22 protein-coding genes are annotated in these 16,128 nt (G+C 47.5%); 21 read left to right on the forward strand and 1 reads right to left on the reverse strand.

Annotated features, from left to right (window positions below; genetic code table 11):
* The 4 genes from E6W40_RS05970 (at position 1) to E6W40_RS05985 (ending at position 2,139) form a co-directional block, all read left to right on the forward strand.
* Positions 1 to 267 (forward strand): hypothetical protein, encoded by a 267-nt coding sequence (locus tag E6W40_RS05970; RefSeq protein ID WP_136604645.1) that lies wholly within the window; start codon positions 1 to 3, stop codon positions 265 to 267.
* A gap of 2 nt (positions 268 to 269) precedes the next feature.
* Positions 270 to 1,049 (forward strand): hypothetical protein, encoded by a 780-nt coding sequence (locus E6W40_RS05975; RefSeq protein WP_136604646.1) that lies wholly within the window; start codon positions 270 to 272, stop codon positions 1,047 to 1,049.
* Between the two features lie 30 nt (positions 1,050 to 1,079).
* Entirely contained in the window at positions 1,080 to 1,553 is a 474-nt protein-coding gene (locus E6W40_RS05980; RefSeq protein WP_136604647.1) for a LexA family protein, read from the forward strand.
* 100 nt (positions 1,554 to 1,653) lie between these two features.
* Positions 1,654 to 2,139: a hypothetical protein gene (locus E6W40_RS05985; protein ID WP_246072890.1), complete on the forward strand. Its 486-nt coding sequence runs from the start codon at positions 1,654 to 1,656 to the stop codon at positions 2,137 to 2,139.
* A gap of 61 nt (positions 2,140 to 2,200) precedes the next feature.
* On the opposite strand, the gene E6W40_RS05990 is transcribed toward E6W40_RS05985, so the two are convergent.
* Positions 2,201 to 2,551: a DUF3888 domain-containing protein gene (locus tag E6W40_RS05990; protein ID WP_136604649.1), complete on the reverse strand. Its 351-nt coding sequence runs from the start codon at positions 2,549 to 2,551 to the stop codon at positions 2,201 to 2,203.
* A 738-nt stretch (positions 2,552 to 3,289) separates the two neighbouring features.
* Here E6W40_RS05990 and E6W40_RS05995 point away from each other — a divergent pair.
* The 17 genes from E6W40_RS05995 (at position 3,290) to E6W40_RS06065 (ending at position 16,128) form a co-directional block, all read left to right on the forward strand.
* The gene (locus E6W40_RS05995) at positions 3,290 to 3,589 is read left to right on the forward strand and encodes a hypothetical protein (protein ID WP_136604650.1); all 300 of its coding nucleotides are present in this window, start codon (positions 3,290 to 3,292) and stop codon (positions 3,587 to 3,589) included.
* A gap of 87 nt (positions 3,590 to 3,676) precedes the next feature.
* A complete protein-coding gene (gvpU, locus tag E6W40_RS06000; protein ID WP_136604651.1) occupies positions 3,677 to 4,081 on the forward strand; it encodes a gas vesicle accessory protein GvpU in 405 nt (134 codons plus the stop codon).
* A 491-nt stretch (positions 4,082 to 4,572) separates the two neighbouring features.
* Complete coding sequence (locus tag E6W40_RS06005; RefSeq protein ID WP_136604652.1) at positions 4,573 to 5,010, forward strand: hypothetical protein; 438 nt, start codon at positions 4,573 to 4,575, stop codon at positions 5,008 to 5,010.
* Positions 5,011 to 5,127: 117 nt separating this feature from the next.
* Positions 5,128 to 6,426 carry a site-specific DNA-methyltransferase gene (locus E6W40_RS06010; RefSeq protein ID WP_136604653.1) on the forward strand — a complete coding sequence of 433 codons (1,299 nt, stop codon included), beginning with the start codon at positions 5,128 to 5,130 and terminating at the stop codon, positions 6,424 to 6,426.
* Positions 6,427 to 6,562: 136 nt separating this feature from the next.
* On the forward strand, positions 6,563 to 6,778 hold the full coding sequence (locus E6W40_RS06015) for a hypothetical protein (protein WP_136604654.1): 216 nt from the start codon (positions 6,563 to 6,565) through the stop codon (positions 6,776 to 6,778).
* A gap of 242 nt (positions 6,779 to 7,020) precedes the next feature.
* Positions 7,021 to 7,902 (forward strand): phage terminase small subunit, encoded by an 882-nt coding sequence (gene terS, locus E6W40_RS06020; protein WP_136604655.1) that lies wholly within the window; start codon positions 7,021 to 7,023, stop codon positions 7,900 to 7,902.
* Positions 7,892 to 9,343 (forward strand): phage terminase large subunit, encoded by a 1,452-nt coding sequence (locus E6W40_RS06025; RefSeq protein WP_136604656.1) that lies wholly within the window; start codon positions 7,892 to 7,894, stop codon positions 9,341 to 9,343. Before terS ends, E6W40_RS06025 begins: the two co-directional genes overlap by 11 nt.
* Positions 9,336 to 10,835 (forward strand): phage portal protein, encoded by a 1,500-nt coding sequence (locus E6W40_RS06030; protein ID WP_136604657.1) that lies wholly within the window; start codon positions 9,336 to 9,338, stop codon positions 10,833 to 10,835. Before E6W40_RS06025 ends, E6W40_RS06030 begins: the two co-directional genes overlap by 8 nt.
* 3 nt (positions 10,836 to 10,838) lie before the next feature.
* On the forward strand, positions 10,839 to 11,855 hold the full coding sequence (locus E6W40_RS06035) for a hypothetical protein (RefSeq protein ID WP_136604658.1): 1,017 nt from the start codon (positions 10,839 to 10,841) through the stop codon (positions 11,853 to 11,855).
* 58 nt (positions 11,856 to 11,913) lie between these two features.
* Entirely contained in the window at positions 11,914 to 12,057 is a 144-nt protein-coding gene (locus E6W40_RS29385; RefSeq protein WP_168928838.1) for a hypothetical protein, read from the forward strand.
* 35 nt (positions 12,058 to 12,092) lie between these two features.
* Positions 12,093 to 12,266 carry a hypothetical protein gene (locus tag E6W40_RS29390; protein ID WP_168928839.1) on the forward strand — a complete coding sequence of 58 codons (174 nt, stop codon included), beginning with the start codon at positions 12,093 to 12,095 and terminating at the stop codon, positions 12,264 to 12,266.
* A 15-nt stretch (positions 12,267 to 12,281) separates the two neighbouring features.
* Entirely contained in the window at positions 12,282 to 12,722 is a 441-nt protein-coding gene (locus E6W40_RS06040; protein WP_136604659.1) for a hypothetical protein, read from the forward strand.
* Entirely contained in the window at positions 12,676 to 13,863 is a 1,188-nt protein-coding gene (locus tag E6W40_RS06045; RefSeq protein ID WP_136604660.1) for a hypothetical protein, read from the forward strand. Before E6W40_RS06040 ends, E6W40_RS06045 begins: the two co-directional genes overlap by 47 nt.
* Positions 13,864 to 13,889: 26 nt before the next feature.
* Positions 13,890 to 14,288, forward strand: a complete 399-nt coding sequence (locus E6W40_RS06050) for a DUF2190 family protein (protein ID WP_136604661.1) — start codon at positions 13,890 to 13,892, stop codon at positions 14,286 to 14,288.
* A gap of 16 nt (positions 14,289 to 14,304) precedes the next feature.
* Positions 14,305 to 15,369, forward strand: coding sequence for a hypothetical protein (locus E6W40_RS06055; protein ID WP_136604662.1), 1,065 nt, complete (start codon positions 14,305 to 14,307; stop codon positions 15,367 to 15,369).
* Between the two features lie 13 nt (positions 15,370 to 15,382).
* Positions 15,383 to 15,739 (forward strand): hypothetical protein, encoded by a 357-nt coding sequence (locus tag E6W40_RS06060; protein WP_136604663.1) that lies wholly within the window; start codon positions 15,383 to 15,385, stop codon positions 15,737 to 15,739.
* Positions 15,739 to 16,128: a hypothetical protein gene (locus tag E6W40_RS06065; RefSeq protein WP_136604664.1), complete on the forward strand. Its 390-nt coding sequence runs from the start codon at positions 15,739 to 15,741 to the stop codon at positions 16,126 to 16,128. The genes E6W40_RS06060 and E6W40_RS06065 overlap by 1 nt, the downstream gene beginning before the upstream one ends.

The following is a 16,128-nucleotide window of genomic DNA, read 5'->3' on the forward strand; positions in this document are numbered from 1 at the left end:
ATGAATGAACAACAACGTCGACGCGCCTTTCAAAAAGTGAAAACTTATTCTAATGATAAATTTTGGAGCTGGATGAACTTCATCCATTCTCGTGCTTATGCCAAGGCAGAACAACATTACCAAGAGGCAATGGATATTGTGCTGCAGCCTAAACAAAAGGCCGCGGTAATGGCTAAGGCAAAAGAGATTCGGGAGCAATGGGATGGCATGACCACTATAACAATTGATGATACAGAAGGGGCTGAACTTCAGTCGGTGGGGGTGTAAGTATGGGCAGAGCGCCTAATTGGACACGAGAAGAAGCTGATTACCTTCAGGACAAATGGGGAGTAATCAGCATTCGGGCTATAGCTAATCATCTTGAAAAAAGTGTAAATGCTGTGAAGCTAAAAGCTCAGAGACTGGGTCTCGGGGATCCACGAATGAATTTTGAAGGGATTACGATATGTCAGCTAGGGAAAGCGATAGGGCGCGAATACAGCACTTTGAAAACGTGGATGCAGAGGTATGGCATGCCAGTAAAGAAAAAAATATTCGCTCAAGAATCGCGGGTCCTCATCATCTCTTATTCAGACTTTTGGAAGTGGGCAGAGCAATACAAGGAGCTTATGAATTTTGCCAAGATGGAACCCAATATCTTGGGTGCTGAACCTGAATGGGTGAAGGTAAAGCGAAAAGCTGACCAATTAAAGTCACAGAAGACAGAGCAGGCTATTCCTTGGACTCCAGAAGAAGACCAGCGTCTGGTTCAGGTCCTTCAAACCAAAGATATGACCTATCCAGATGTTGCTCGGTTGTTTGATCGTTCGGAATCAGCAGTCAGAAGACGGCTTCGTGATCTTGGGGTAAAGCTCCGACCAGCTAGGTTAGAAAATCACATAAAGTATACACCTGCAGAAGTGGAAAGGCTCCTGCAAATGGCAGAGCAGGGTCACAGCTACGAAACGATTGGTAGAGAATTAGGAAAAAGTGCTCTTGGGATCCGAGGGAAGTTGGAACGGATGGGCTTTGATTTTAAGCGACGGAAGTTGCGTGTTACAGTTCAATAAATCACAGCTTGTTAAAGGAGAGTCAACCTCATGAGTAACAAACCATTAACACGACGTCAGGCTGAAGCTTTGGCATTTATAAAATCTTTTATTACTAAAAACGGCTATCCCCCAACTATCCGGGAACTAGCGGATCACATGAATTATCAATCAACGTCAACAGCGTTCAATGTACTTGAGCTATTGGTTCGAAAGCGATATATCAAGAAAAATGGTACCGGTCCGCGAATGATTCAGCTTGTTTCTAATAATGAGGATTCAAATCAAGAACAAATCGAAGAAATTGAACGTTTAAGAGCTGATAATCAATATCTGAATGATCTTGCATTAAGTTGCACAGCTGATAATGAGAGACTTCGAAGAGAAGTTAGCCAGCTGAAGGGAGCACTATCATTCGTGATGCCGTATGTATCCGAGAATATGCGGATCCCTGATGAAATCAGCAGAGCGATTGATTCCGTATTTAAGGATGATGTACACGATGAACACAAAGACGATATTTAATAAAAGAACCCCCTATACCTTGACCGGGCGGGGGTTCTAGCGTGGAAAACATTTCCTTCATCTCGATATTAACATACAAAGGGGAATGAGGGGAATGGCGATGGCATGGAGACAAGGGGAACTCTTTCCAGAAGCAAATACTACGGAGATCCAGCGGACAAAATTCCTGCTCGGTAAATATACAAAGATGATTGCTTTGATGCAGGATTTTGAGCGGTTCGAAAAGGATCTAAAGCAAGTCGCCATTGATGGAGAAGCAGCTCGCCGGATTGACCAGGAAGATCTACATGCTGATAAAACGGCCAACGCGACGATTCTGATCGAAAAGCAGCGCTGGGTGTATCAACAGTACCAGTTTTATACTCAGCAGCTGCAGCGAGCTTGGGCGCTTATCCAGGACGGAGATGAGAAAAGGGCTATCGATTACAGGTACGTTCAAGGATATTCATACAATGAGACGCTGCTGTTTTTCAGGCGTGGATTATCAGATAGTACCATACGTCGTAAAATCCTTGAGGGAACTGAAAGCATGGCCAATACGCTGAAACTGATGGGATTCTTCGAACAGGATAATGCAGAGTTCTGACACAGTAGACATATAATGCGATATTGCTGCAGCGACATTGAGGGAAGACGCAGTAACGAAGCTACTTCTGATCCTCATGATGGAACTTTTGAACAAACTGTGAGTCGTGGGTCACTATTATTGTCATCGTCTCTTTACCGTATTGAGAATTATTTATGCCAGCAAATGTCTTGACCTGGACTGTGACGTTAAATGATAAACGCCCTTTATGTAAACGTTCAATCATTAAAATTTTTGGCTCCGTATATAGTATGGGTTTACCGTAATAACCAGTAAGTGCATTCTGTATCGCTGGATTAAGTGAAGTCAGAAGTGCTTCGGAATAATTATTTTCTTCGCTCGGCTTGGCTGATGTGGTTGTTGTAAACAAAAATAATCCCATGAAAATTATAGCTAAGGCTTTTCTAATCATAACTAGACCTCCATTTTCTTATTATTGTGTTCCCTAAAACTAAATTTTATCAGTCAAGAGAGGAAGTCGGACCAAGGAAGTAATGCGCATTCCGAACGGAATGCGAAGGAGGCAACGGAATGACAATTTGGAAGTGCATTGTATGCGGTGTTGATGTAACTGACTATGAACCGGAATACTGCTGCTTTGGAAATACTTACGGCACGGAGTACCCTTGTGGATGTATGGGACTACCAATTGAACCTCCGTTATGTTCATCAGAATGTGCGATAAAGGTGTTTGGGTTTGGGGATAAGGAGGCTGAAGCATGATTAGATGGATAAAGCGATTGTTCTGCAAGCACGACTATCAACTCCTCAAGAAGGTAAGCAAGTTTCAGAATTTGCGCGGAGATCGGATATACATCATTTGTACCAAGTGCGGACACGAGCAAGGATCATACTTCAGTGAACATTTTTAGGGAGGATATCAACCTTCCAGGGGACGTTTAGAAGGTGCAAGAAAATATGACCCTAAAGTGAACGTTGTCTGAATGTAATCTGACCCAAAGATGAACACCACATGACAGTTTTCCCGTGATAGTATGGAAACATAGAAAAAGGCGAGAATGACACGCACGGCTGCATGAATGCGGCATATAACCGGGGCGTAACTCTTCTCGTCTTTTTTAGTTAAAAAAAGTTGAAAAGACTTCACACCCTGATATATGGTAAACATGTAAATAGAGGGGGAAGATATATGGACATAACAATGGAATACCGCTTCTCTGATTCGTATTTATTAGTCTTTCTTCAGCAAATTTATGCACCTAAGGATACGAAGGGGCGTATACATGCGTTTAAATTGTTAGGTAGACCCTATAAAGATATGACCGAATTTATAATAAATAGCTCTATTTATGAATGTGAGAGTGTCAATCATTTTTTAAACTTTGATCCCTCCAAAAATATGATGCTTCATGGTGTAGGGATCGCTTATCCCGAGAATGGACTCGTAAAAATGTTGGAAATAGCAAATCAACATCAAAGTCAATTGTGAAGCGTTAGTTGCTTGTGATGATTGAAGGTGTGAAGCAGGGGAATCCTTCCTGATGTCGAATTGTGGTAAAAGGGGGGAGGTGAGAGGATGAGCATTGAACACGATACGGAAGAAAATATTCCAGTTGTATCTCCTTTGGATAAGGATTTCACCTTAGGTAATTTGTCCAGAATGGCGAATGCAGGTCTTATTATTGGAATCACATTAACCGTGGGTGGAAACATTGTATCGGGAAATATGATTTCAGGGAAAGAGTACATGGAATCTATAGCTGATACACTTGAGAATATTAACGAACAAGGCGATACATTAGCAACTCTTTACCGCAGTTACTCATCAAACATTTATGACGGATCAGATGAATCAGAGCGTGTTGAGTTCGTGCATTTAAAAGATGCGATAATATTTCAAGGAACGGTAAGACACCAAGTTGGATTATGGCGTGGTAGAATTAATGCAGTTGATGGGTATTCATTCGGTTGCATGGGATAATAAAGGTCACCTTAGGGTGGCTTTTTCTTTTGCTTGCAAGACCGAATTAAAAGGCTGCTTCAGCTATTTTCCCTCTGTATTCACTAATGTAGGGATTGGGAAAGAAACAGGCAGGAGGGGGCAGCAGAATAGCCGTGTGGCCTGGTTTACATACACGTATAAAGGAAACCAACTCAACTCAATTTGTGCTTTAGCTATGGATAAATCATCCCTATCGAAAGCTAAGAAAAAGCATATCTATATATTACTCCACTCTTGGCTAGACCCCCTTTAAGGCTACGCTCCTTTGAGCCGTGACTGCAGCGGCTAAAGAGTGGATCGCAGAGGTTGCCGCTGCCTTAGTAAAGCGGTATTAGTTTATAATCAGCCCATAATCAGCCCGTAATTGAATAATTCGGGGTCCGTTTTCTAATATGTTCATTTATCCTGAATTGATTGTCCATACGAAATATACGAGAAGAGAATAAATATATATAAAGGAGGGATAAAAAATGCCAAACGTTTTAATTGATAGTCAGATTTCTCAGAATGCTTCCACGGCCGGATCTGTAGCTATACCTGCGAGTACTACACCTGCGTTGTTCGGGAGCTTAGGATTGAATACAGCTGCGGCGGGTGAAAACCTCTCAGTTCACTTCTCGGCAACAGTCACGCTCAGTGCTCTTGTAACAGTTCTTACTCCTGTGACTCTAACCATTAACAGGGTGGTAGACGGTGTTTCAACGGAAATTTATTCAGCGACAGAAACTCTTCCAGTCGGAACATTGATCTTGACTACAGAAGTTCTCACAGCCTCAGGCATTGATTTATTAACAACCAATCCTGGTTTTGTTGTTTATCAAGCTTTCGTTAGTATTCCAGCAGGATTAGACGTTGCCCCTACTCGCGTTGGTCCCGAAAGTTTTCAGGCTGTTGCATACTCAGATTAAAGAATGAGAAACTAACTCAGATCATTTTGCACAGGAATACAATAAGGAGAGTCGCCAATAGGCGGCTTTTTTTGTGCACGTATAAGGAACCTAACTTAAATAGGAAAAGGTGAGATCATGGATATCAGAGTCATACCGATAGACAAAATCAACGCAGCTGCTTACAACCCACGCATCGACCTTCAGCCAGGCGATCCGGAATATGAGAAGCTATGCCGCAGCATCGAATCATTTGGTTACGTGGAGCCAATTGTATGGAATGAGCGCACCGGCAACATGGTTGGTGGCCATCAACGGTATAAGATCATGGTCCACGAACTGGGGCATACCGAATTAGCCGTCAGCGTCGTCGACCTGGACGATCAGCAAGAAAAGCTGCTTAATATCGCTCTGAATAAGGTATCAGGCCGCTGGGATGAAGAAGCTCTGGCCCGGCTGCTGGATGACCTGCAGGTGAGTGGAAGTGATCTATCTCTTTCCGGATTTGACCGGGATGAAATTGAGGAGCTGATCAGCAGCTTGCCAGATTCACCGGACATAGAGGATCCAGTTGTTGAGGATGAATTCGATGTTCAACGGGCTCTCGATGATATCAAAGAGCCGGAAACTCGCCGCGGAGACGTTTGGCAATTGGGTCCTCATCGCCTGGTTTGCGGTGACGCGACGGATCCGGAAGACGTTGCACTTCTGATGGAGGGGACGAAGGCGGCGCTGATCGTCACGGATCCACCTTACAACGTTGCTGTAGAGAGCGATTCGGAGCGTCTGGCCGCAGATGGCCGCGGTTCTATATTGAACGATGACATGCCTGCAGAGGAATTTGCGAGCTTTTTGCATGCTGTATTTCAAAGATACGGCGGCATTATGGATCCGAGTGCAGCAATCTACGTATTTCATCCTTCGTCATATCAGCGCGAGTTCGAGGATGCAATGAACGCGGCCGGTATAGTCGTCCGTAGCCAGTGCGTTTGGGTGAAGAACGCGGCTTCGTTTGGATGGTCACAGTACCGTTGGCAGCATGAGCCTGTGTTCTATGGCCACATAAAAGGCAAGGCCCCGGCTTGGTGTGGCGATCGCCGACAGTCGACCATATGGCGTGCAGGGTTGCCGGGGGAAGAACCGGAACCATCGACTGTGTGGGAAGTGTCACGCGGGGATGTCACCAAGTACGTTCATCCTACCCAGAAGCCATTGGAACTACTGGCCATTCCGATAGGGAACAGCAGCCAAAAAGGAAACCTGGTCGTCGATCTCTTTGGGGGATCCGGCAGTACACTGATGACGTGTGACCAGATGGGACGTGTTTGTCGGACATTGGAGCTTGATCCGAAGTTCTGTGACGTCATTAAACGGCGGTACCAGGGAGCAACCTGCATTGAGCCTGTACTTATTCATCGTTTCGTTCCTACGACATAATTAAAAGGAGGACGCAGGAACGTCCTCCCATTCATCCAGGGCATCCCCCGGCTGAGATAGCGGCCCGCCACGCGTGGCATTTTGCAGACATCCGCTATCTCGCATTCCATCATAACGGAAAGCTGAGGGGAACACAATGGGAACAGAACATGAAAAAGACATCTTGCTTCAACATGAGATCGCGGTGATGGAAGGTATCCTCGAATCCAAGGCTCAGTACCGCAAGATCATTAAAGCTGGGATAGCTCAGTGGGTAAAGGACTTTCAAGCTGGGAATATCGAAATCAAAACCGTAGACGACCTGAAGAAACTCATTGAAATAGATATTGAACTTCAGAAAGATGAATTGTAATAAAAACTAAAACTTGTTACTACTTTATTTGGCATCTGTACCACCTTGGGGAGAAGGCTCCCCTTGGTGTGGACAGTCTTAATCTTTTGGACTGATCCACATGATAACGATCTTCGCTCCCATCGCCTTCAGGGAAAGGTAAAAGATTCTCATGTGGTTTCTCCTTATTAAGTTTTAGTTACAGTTTAATCTTATTAACCAGCATATCAATTTATTCTAGGCCTGGGGGTGGTGGTGATGTAATGGCCAGAGAGCGTAGTCCCGACCGGGACAAGGCAAAACAAATGTGGCTGGAGAGCGGCGGGACGATGAAGCTTAAGGACATCGCCGCCGCTTTATTAATTGGTGAGACACAGGTCAGGAAGTGGAAGTCCCAGGACAAGTGGGCGGGAGATTTGAATAGTAACGTTACCAATGAATCTAAAGGTAACGTTACTAAACGCGGCGCACCTAAAGGGAACAAAAATTCTGTGGGTAACCGGGGCGGCGCGAAGCCCGGAAACCAGAATGCCGCTGGCAATCGAGGCGGCTCTGGCGGACCGCCTGGCAATAAGAAGGCCGTCACCACTGGCGAATATGAATCAATTTGGATGGATGCGCTTGAGGAGGACGAGCAAGCGCTGATCGATCAGGTCGATACGGATCCGGTACAACAGGCTGACGAGGCGATCAAGCTCCTTACCATCCGGGAACGTCGTATGCTTCAGCGTATCGGTAAGCTGATGAGTGGTCTTAGTGAGAAGCAGCGCCGTGTTTTGAACGAGCTTAAAGCAATCAAAGATGTTATGACCATCCACGATGAGAAAACAGGTATTACCAAGACTGTACCGATTACTAGGACCGAGATGGTTGAGTCTCAGATCGAGGAGACGGAGTTCCGGGCAATTGACGATATTGTGAAGCTGGAGGAAGCTCTAACCCGTGTCCAGGACAAAAAGCTGAAGGCGATCGAGCTCATGAACAAACTGATCGCAGTCGATGAGGAAAAGCAGATTCGAACTGCTCTATTACAAATTGAGCTACAGAAACAGCAAGGGGCGAGCGGAGCGACTGCGAGCTGGACGGATGCGATCCTCCAGGTTGCAGAACGCCGCCGATTGAAGGTGATGGACAATGAGCAGTAAACCCTACGCAGTTGTGTCTACATTGTCTGCCCTCATTGATTTATATTGGGACGATCCTGTCTCTTTTGCTGAGGATATGCTTGGCTTTGACCCTGACGATTGGCAGCGGGTGGCGATGGCCGACGTGGCCGCGCATCCGCGTGTTTCTATTCGCTCCGGCCAAGGGGTAGGTAAGACGGGGCTAGAGGCATCATTGGTCATCTGGTTTCTTTGCTGCCGACCCAATCCGCGTATTGTTTGTACGGCGCCTACGCGGCAGCAGCTGCATGATGTCCTATGGGCTGAGGTTGCGAAGTGGCTGGAACGTTCTATGGTCAAAAACTTGCTGAAATGGACCAAAACCAAGGTTTATATGATCGGGCATGAGAAACGCTGGTTTGCGACGGCACGCACAGCGACCAAACCGGAAAACATGCAGGGGTTCCATGAAGACCACATGTTATTCATCGTTGACGAAGCATCAGGTGTCAAGGATGACATTATGGAGGCTATCATTGGTACTCTTTCCGGCGAAGATAATAAACTTCTAATGTGCGGAAACCCAACTCGGACAAGTGGCGTCTTTTATGACTCTCACCATAAAGACAGGGGTGATTATCGATCCCATCGGGTATCGAGCAGGGACAGCAGCAGGACGAATAAGAAGAACATCGAAATGATGGAGCGGAAATACGGTAAGGATAGTGATGTCGTCAGAGTCCGGGTAGATGGTGAGTTCCCTCGGGCAGAGCCGGACACGTTTATCCCCTTGGAACTGGCCGAAGCGGCAGCGGCACGAGAAGTATATGTCCGGATCCTGGATGAGGACACTGGCCAATGGAGCCAGCCGGTTCCTGATACAGCAGAAATTGAAATTGGCGTTGACGTTGCTCGATTTGGGGATGACGAGACCGTCATTGTGCCGCGCATTGGTCTTCTCGTGCCGTTTTTACGGACCTATACCAAGCAAGACACAATGGTTACGGCCGGCTGGGCCATCAACACGGCAAAGGAACTCATGCGGGAATATGGCCGCCCACGTTGCACGATCAAGATTGACGACGACGGAGTAGGCGGGGGTGTAACCGACCGAATCCGGGAAGTTGTTCGTGAAGAGGGCCTTTACATCGATGTTGTCGATTGCCACAACGGCGGGAAAGCAGATGATGCAGAGCATTATGACAACTGGGGTACCGAGGCATGGGCACATGTACGTGATCTGCTTCAGGCTGGAGACATCCAAATCCCCAACGATGAGGATTTGATCGGCCAACTTTCGACCCGGAAGTACACCGTAACAAGTAAAGGGCGTATCATTTTGGAATCGAAAAAGGAAATGAAAAAGCGGGGTCTCCGATCACCTGACCGGGCGGACGCGCTTGTTTTGGCATTCGCAAAAACCGGAATGGAAATTGATCCGGCTGCGGCTGGTTTATTGAGAGGAGGGAAGTTATATGGCTAAACTTTGGGGCAAGATCGGTGGAGAAATGTCAAGGTTGCGTGGTGGCATTGTGAATCTGATGAACGGGCTAGGGTGGAGTTTAACGGGCGGCACGATCGGCGGGACGTACAAGCTCGATACGACCCGAGTGGATTATGGATTTGCTCGGCAACTCTATGAAAACACTGCAGAGGACTATAAGCTGGGCGCTGGTTTCGCAAAGAAGATCGTTAACGCCACCGTAGGATTTATGGGCTTGCCAGAAGTGAAAAGCACTGACGAAGAAGCTGCGAAGAGGCTGCAGGAATTCTTTGAACAGACCAAGAGCAAACGGCAGCGAACGCAGCTTAAAACTATCAACGAAGGTGACTGCTTTGTCTGGCTCACGCGGGAAGATGACAATTCGAAGCTGTACCCCGAAACAAGGAAGCGAATCGTATACAACATTATCCCTCCCGAGCAGATTAAGGGGATTAACCGAGATCCGCTGACGGGTGAGACTATTGAATACATCCTGGAATCAACCAGTGAATGGACAGATGAATCCGGGGCAAAACGGCAGGCCGTCATCAAACAGCGGGTCAGTGCTGAGCGCAGGCTAATCGAAATAGAAGGCGATAATCCGCCGGGCCTTGAGGCGGGAGAAATAACAAATCAATGGGGCTTCATCCCGATTGTTCATTTCAAGAATGAAGCTGATGAAAGCATGGCCTTTGGCAAGTCAGAGCTTGAATCCGTGGAGCCGTTCTTCAAGGTTTATCACGATGTATTCCTTCATGCGGTCCAGGGCTCCAAAATGCACAGTACACCACGGCTGAAGCTGAAGCTCAAGGACGTTGCTGGTTTCCTCCGGAATAACTTCGGGGTGAGTGATCCTGCTGAATTCGCCAAAAAGGGCGGGAGTATAAACCTTAATGGGCACGAGATGTTGATCGTTACAGCTGACGAGGATGCTTCGTTTATTGAGGCGAAGTCATCCACTGGTGACGCTACATCTTTGCTGGAATTCGTCTTTTATTGCATCGTCAGTGCTTCGGAAACTCCGGAATTTGTATTTGGGGTTCATACGCCGTCTTCCCTGGCCAGCACGCAGGAACAGATGCCTGTCTTCATTCAGAAGATCGAGCGAAAGCGCCTGGCCTTTGCTGACAACTGGCAGCTAATGTGTCGGATGGTCCTAGCCATGATTTCACAAGCTGAGAACATCGTTTTCAACAGCTATGAAACTGATCTAATTTGGGAGACCATTGATCCGCGAGACTCGAAGGACGTGGCCACGGAAATCAAAACCATCGTGGAAGCGTTGGATAAGGCGCTTGCCGGCAGATTCATCAGCTTGGAGGCTGCAGTCGACTTTCTCAGCGCTTGGATCGATACGATGCAAGAATATGAATCAGACGATGAAGATGTGGCCGGAGAGAAGCAGCGGATTGTTGACACGGCCACTTTCCTGGCCCGCCTGGAAGATGGCGAAGGCTTAGAACAGGAAAACAAGGAAATGGCGGAGGTGTAGTTTATGGGGAAGCTGCCTTCGGCACAGGAGCTGCTTGAACAACTCAAGCTAATTGCTGGTCCGTTTGCCGAGTATGCGCTCCGCGGTCGTAAGAAATACGTCGACCTCCGGTTGCGGCAGGATCAAGCAGTCCGAAGTATCTATATCCGATCTGCAGACAAGATCGCCAAAGAGATCCGCAGGCTGAAACGCACTGGTGCAGGTAGCGAAATGAACATGAGGTACCTGGCATCACTCCGGGACTCACTGAAGCACAATGGTATTGGTGAATCGCTTCAGGAACTGCTGACAAAGGATATTGTCAAAGCGGTTGATGCCGGATCCACCTACAGTCTGGAAGTGACCATGTCACAGATCAGCAAGACCAAGCTTGTAAAGCAGCCGTTACAGAGGGCATTTTTTCGTGTGAATGAACGGGCCGTTGAAGCCATTTGGGCTAGGACTCAGCATGGATTGCACTTATCTGACCGAATCTGGAAACATGATCAAAAGTATCGTATGGCTATGAGTGAGATCATTCAAGATGGTGTGGCCACTGGTGCGGATCCTGTTGAGACAGCCCGGCAGCTTGAAAAATACATTCGCCGGGGTAGAAAAACGTTGGCCGTTGATTACCCCGAAATGATGGACCGTATGGGCAATCGAATTCCGCAGGATATTTCCTATGAGGCGCTCCGGCTTGTCCGAACAGAGACGGCAGCAGCATTCGGGGAAGGAACGATCGCCGCGGCTTCCGTGTCGCCATCCTATACCGGCATGAAGTGGGTTATATCCGGCTCTCACCCTATCCCGGACATATGTGATGATTTGGCGAATGCTGATCACGGACTAGGAAAAGGAGTCTGGCCACCGGGACAGGAACCACCTATGCCGGCGCATCCGAATTGTCTCTGCGTACTGATTTCAGTGCATGAGGATACAGATGACTTTATGAAGCGGTTGAACGAGTGGACGAAGGATCCGAAGTCACATCCTGATTTGGAAGACTGGTATAAGAACGTATATTCCGAGGTGGCATAGATTTCCTCCTTCGAAACCGCTATGATAGGTTCATAGATTGGTAGAAGGAGGAATGAACGTGGACGGAGGAATAGAGTTTGAGTTCCCGTTGATCCCAACGGAGGAAGAGCTGCGCCAGATGAGCAAGGAAGTCACGAAGGACAAGTTGCAGGTCATTGATGGGGGAAAAAATTTAATAGACAGCGAGGAAGGCGCCGAATAAGGCGTCTTTTCTTTTGTCTGAAAGGAAGGAATGAAATGGATGAAAACCGCTGGAATGAAGCGATAGATAATGCCAGATTTATGTTTGATGAGTATAAAAAAATACCTGCAGGTATTTTTGGAGCTATTCATATAGCTGGTGCGATTGAAAGATATGATCGTGGCGAGAGGACTCTGGAATTGCTCGAAGATTTAGAAAGTATTGAATAGCTTGGGGGTGTTCGCTTGAACAACGAAATGAAAGAAGTGATCTTCGACAACAAGCAGCTTCAGGAAAAGTGCGCTGAGTGGCAGCGGATTTTACGCCTGCAGGACTGGATTGTGGATATCGGTATTTCTCGCAGTCGAGATATGAATTTGGATAACGCCCAGGCCGAGATTGTACCTTGTCTGCCTAAGAGAATGGCAACGGTTCGAATTCTAGATTCTGTTGATTATCCACCGGACTGTGCAGAACCACAGGATATGGAGCTTTCATTGGTTCATGAACTTCTGCATATTCACTTGTTCCCTTTGTTTGCAGATCGTGAGGATGAAATGCGTTTGATCGCAGAGGAACAAGCGATCGAGGCTATCAGCCGAGGCCTGATCTATTTATACCGGAAGGGGGGTGAACAGAATGCAGATAGCAATGATTTGCGGGGAGATGGCGGAGCAGAAGAATAAGCTTTTCAGTTTGTTTGGCGGGATTGCAGGAGAAATGAGCATTGAAGATATCCCTCCGGCGCCGGGCGTCAATGTCGATCTGATCAAACAAGGCGACAACGATCCTTTGGAAGTGGTCGTGGAGGTCCCGGTTGGAAAGTCGAAGCGGGGCTGGAACTATACGCATAAAGCCTTGAACGATATCGTCGAAGCCGTCAACACGCGCACGCTTGCAGGGTTTAAGGGCCACCAGAAGCCCGAGGATGTATCAAATCAGTTTATCGACCCGGCGACGCATTGGATCGGGGCTAAGATGACCGATACGGCAGCTTATTTTCGAGGAGTCGTGGATAAGAAGGAAGAGGACTTGAAACGCTGGATCAAAGGCAAGCGCATAAAGCAGGTAAGTATTTACGGCCGCCCATCATTGAAGAATGTTTCCGGTGAGACCCAGGTCGTGGGTTATGATCCAATGTCCATTGATTGGACGCCGCTCGATCGGATGGGTATGCCGACGCGCATTGTAGCAGCTAGCGGTGAGATGTGGGATCCGGAAGGCACCGGTCCCGAAGGAGAAATGAGAGGAGACGATGATCAAGTGGAATGGGCTGAAGTAGTAGCGGAATTGAAGAAACGACATGGCAATAAAACAATTACGCTAGGCATGATTGCCGGCGAAATGGGATTAACGAATGATCAGGTCTTGTCTGGGCTGACACCTGAGTTTGCAAAAGATGTACAACGCGCGCTGGAGATTAGCGGTAAGGCAAAAGAGATTCTAGGCGTCAGCGGAGAAATGGACGTTACTGCGTTGTTTACCTCCCTGAAGGTTGCAGCTGATAAAGAGGCTGGAGCTGGTCGCGATCAGATCGTTGGAGAAATGATGGATACCAAGGTTACATCCGAAGCGGTTCGTAAGGAACTGAAGAACCCAGAGACTACACTGGGTAAGCTCTGGTCTTATCATGCACGCAGTATTGCTGCTGATGCTACCAAGGATCAGATCGCTGGCGAGATGGACACCTTCCTGGCTGATCCGGTTGTAAAAGGTATGGTCGATGCGATGCATACGGATAAACCTGCTGGTGCCGGTGCCGCATCTGGTAGTAGTAAATCGTCTGAAACACCGAAGAACCTTCGGGTTAAGCGGGCATCTATTTAATCAAACCACAATAAGGAGGAATTTGAATGTCTTACAAAGGTCAACCGGTGCCAAGCACCACATATCAATCGTACCGAGCCAAAGTCAGCGATGGGGAATCCGTACGCGTTCCGGTTCCGGAAAACACCGAGATCGTAGCACAACGGTTCTACCTGATCGGTGGTTTCTTTGGGGCTTCTATGCAGTCCATCAAAACGGGAGCAGGGGAGACTGAGGAAATTATTTTGGATATCGAGCAGGCCGAGTTTGAAACGGACCAGATCGATCCTACCAAGGCGTTTGTCTTTGGCGATCAGGTGTATTGGGATGCGACCAATAATCAGCTTACGACTACAGCATCCGGCAATCGTAAGGTTGGAAGAGTCACGTCACCGAAGGACGCAAAAAATGTAATTTGGTTCATTCTTGGACCACAAATTGTATAAGGGGGCATAACTACTGATGGCAAAATTTATTAGTGCAGATACAATCAAATCGGAACGTCGCAAAGGGACCGTTGAAACCACGGTTCCTTTTTTGTTGAACGGTAAACAAGAAGAGGTAACGAAGAAAATCGTAAACGGAGAGATGGAGACATTCGATCTTGATCAGCCAATCGGCGAAATGCTAACAAGCGAAAACAGTCGGAAGGAGCTTTTGCAGAAAGTCGTCCTGGACGTGGAGCTCGGGCGCGAAGAAGTTCCCCTGTTGTATGGTCCGATCTACGAGACGATCAGCGACACGAACTTTCCGAAGGAGTTCGAAGCAAAGTGGGCGCAGTATGGATCCGTCATCTTCTTGGAGCATTTGGAAGGTGAGGAAGTAAAATTCGGCAGCTTGCAAGCAGAACAAGGTCCGATAGCACGAATCAAAGGCTTTACAGCCGGATTTGAATACACCAAAGAGCTGCAGATTTTTAATCAGACTTTTAACTTTGAGGTGTTGAACAAGGCATTCGGCGAGGCTCATAATGCGTTGCTGAACCACCTTCACCTGGCTCCGATCATTAAGAACGGATATAAATCTTCTAACAAGACGGCTGCTGTTTATGTGGATGAGAAGGGCAAAACACTTGCTAATTCCACAGGAGCTCACTACATTCTCAGCCTGAGGGAGACTCTTCGTCAGGCATTGACTGATACCCGGACAGCTAAGAGAACAGGCAACATCCTGCTGGCTAACTCTGCTAACCAAGAGGATATTAAGGATGCTTTGAGCAGCTTCACAATTCAGGCTACTCCGTACAGCGCGCTTGGCGGAATTGATACCATCATCTTCTATGACGGTTGGGAGACTCAAGGCAGCAAGAAATCTTACGCATATGACGGCGTACCTGCAGGTAAGGCATACCTGATCCGTCCGAAGCGTGGATTCAAGGAGCTTATCAAGCAGGCGCTTCAAATTCAGGCGACAATTGGTGATCTCACTCGCCTTGTTGAAGCTCAAATCGTTGGTGACGTGTGGCGCGGCGTGTTCGCTGCAGTCGAGGAGAACGTCCAGGAGATCACTTTCCCGGGCAAAGCTTAGGGAGGGGATAGGAATGGAACCAAGCATCATACTCCGCACTCGGCTCCGGAAGCTTCTTAATGAGGTGATCCCTGTCGGCGGCACTGAGGCAAGCACTAACTTTTTAGATGGCGAGATCGATTTGTTACTGACAGAAGCAGATAGCCTCTATGAAGCTGCCTCTGTTGGTTGGATGGAAAAAGCGGGATTGCTGCAGGGAGATATTGAAAGCTATTCAGACGGAACTGAAAAATATGATCTGACTTCTTTGAAAGATCGGCTTAATCATGCTCTTTCAATGGCGCAGCAATACGCTGATAAGGTTACTAAAGATGCTACGAAGGACGTTTCCGGCTTTATGATCCGTGTCTGCCCGCCGAGGGTACTGTGATGGAGATAACGGACTTTGTAACGATGCGGCGTAAGCACATCGCATGGAACATCTCGCAAAATCCGACTACTGTCACAATCCACCGCAAGGAGAAGATCCGGAAGGGTGGCGGGTATGAGGAGGTCGAGTCAGACTTGCGACCTGCCACCATCCGGATTTTTATCACTCGGTCTCAAATATCGCAGAACGTATCTGTTTTAGCCGGCACGAAGCAAACAGATAAAATGTACAGCCTTCTGGCCGACGAGTACGCCGATATTCAGGCAGGCCCGAACGTGACAGATCGGTTTACAGCAATCGGTGAAACATTTGAGATTATTTCTGTACAACTAAAAGTGGTGCAAGGTGTAGTTGTCGGGTACCAGGCTGATCTGGAAAGGGTGAAGTGA

The sequence above is a fragment of the Paenibacillus dokdonensis genome (assembly GCF_004916975.1).
Lineage (GTDB): Bacteria > Bacillota > Bacilli > Paenibacillales > Paenibacillaceae > Paenibacillus_AQ > Paenibacillus_AQ dokdonensis.

Excerpts from the sequence above, each read along its gene's own strand:
- E6W40_RS05970 (WP_136604645.1), top strand. The coding sequence starts at position 1 with ATGAATGAACAACAACGTCGACGCGCCTTTCAAAAAGTGAAAACTTAT.
- E6W40_RS06060 (WP_136604663.1), top strand. The coding sequence starts at position 15,383 with ATGGAACCAAGCATCATACTCCGCACTCGGCTCCGGAAGCTTCTTAAT.
- gvpU (WP_136604651.1), top strand. The coding sequence starts at position 3,677 with ATGAGCATTGAACACGATACGGAAGAAAATATTCCAGTTGTATCTCCT.
- E6W40_RS06055 (WP_136604662.1), top strand. The coding sequence starts at position 14,305 with ATGGCAAAATTTATTAGTGCAGATACAATCAAATCGGAACGTCGCAAA.
- E6W40_RS06025 (WP_136604656.1), top strand. The coding sequence starts at position 7,892 with ATGAGCAGTAAACCCTACGCAGTTGTGTCTACATTGTCTGCCCTCATT.
- E6W40_RS06065 (WP_136604664.1), top strand. The coding sequence starts at position 15,739 with ATGGAGATAACGGACTTTGTAACGATGCGGCGTAAGCACATCGCATGG.
- E6W40_RS06005 (WP_136604652.1), top strand. The coding sequence starts at position 4,573 with ATGCCAAACGTTTTAATTGATAGTCAGATTTCTCAGAATGCTTCCACG.
- E6W40_RS06015 (WP_136604654.1), top strand. The coding sequence starts at position 6,563 with ATGGGAACAGAACATGAAAAAGACATCTTGCTTCAACATGAGATCGCG.
- E6W40_RS29390 (WP_168928839.1), top strand. The coding sequence starts at position 12,093 with ATGGATGAAAACCGCTGGAATGAAGCGATAGATAATGCCAGATTTATG.
- E6W40_RS06010 (WP_136604653.1), top strand. The coding sequence starts at position 5,128 with ATGGATATCAGAGTCATACCGATAGACAAAATCAACGCAGCTGCTTAC.
- E6W40_RS05980 (WP_136604647.1), top strand. The coding sequence starts at position 1,080 with ATGAGTAACAAACCATTAACACGACGTCAGGCTGAAGCTTTGGCATTT.
- E6W40_RS05995 (WP_136604650.1), top strand. The coding sequence starts at position 3,290 with ATGGACATAACAATGGAATACCGCTTCTCTGATTCGTATTTATTAGTC.
- E6W40_RS05985 (WP_246072890.1), top strand. The coding sequence starts at position 1,654 with ATGGCATGGAGACAAGGGGAACTCTTTCCAGAAGCAAATACTACGGAG.
- E6W40_RS05990 (WP_136604649.1), bottom strand. The coding sequence starts at position 2,551 with ATGATTAGAAAAGCCTTAGCTATAATTTTCATGGGATTATTTTTGTTT.
- E6W40_RS06030 (WP_136604657.1), top strand. The coding sequence starts at position 9,336 with ATGGCTAAACTTTGGGGCAAGATCGGTGGAGAAATGTCAAGGTTGCGT.
- terS (WP_136604655.1), top strand. The coding sequence starts at position 7,021 with ATGGCCAGAGAGCGTAGTCCCGACCGGGACAAGGCAAAACAAATGTGG.
- E6W40_RS05975 (WP_136604646.1), top strand. The coding sequence starts at position 270 with ATGGGCAGAGCGCCTAATTGGACACGAGAAGAAGCTGATTACCTTCAG.
- E6W40_RS06045 (WP_136604660.1), top strand. The coding sequence starts at position 12,676 with ATGCAGATAGCAATGATTTGCGGGGAGATGGCGGAGCAGAAGAATAAG.
- E6W40_RS06035 (WP_136604658.1), top strand. The coding sequence starts at position 10,839 with ATGGGGAAGCTGCCTTCGGCACAGGAGCTGCTTGAACAACTCAAGCTA.
- E6W40_RS06050 (WP_136604661.1), top strand. The coding sequence starts at position 13,890 with ATGTCTTACAAAGGTCAACCGGTGCCAAGCACCACATATCAATCGTAC.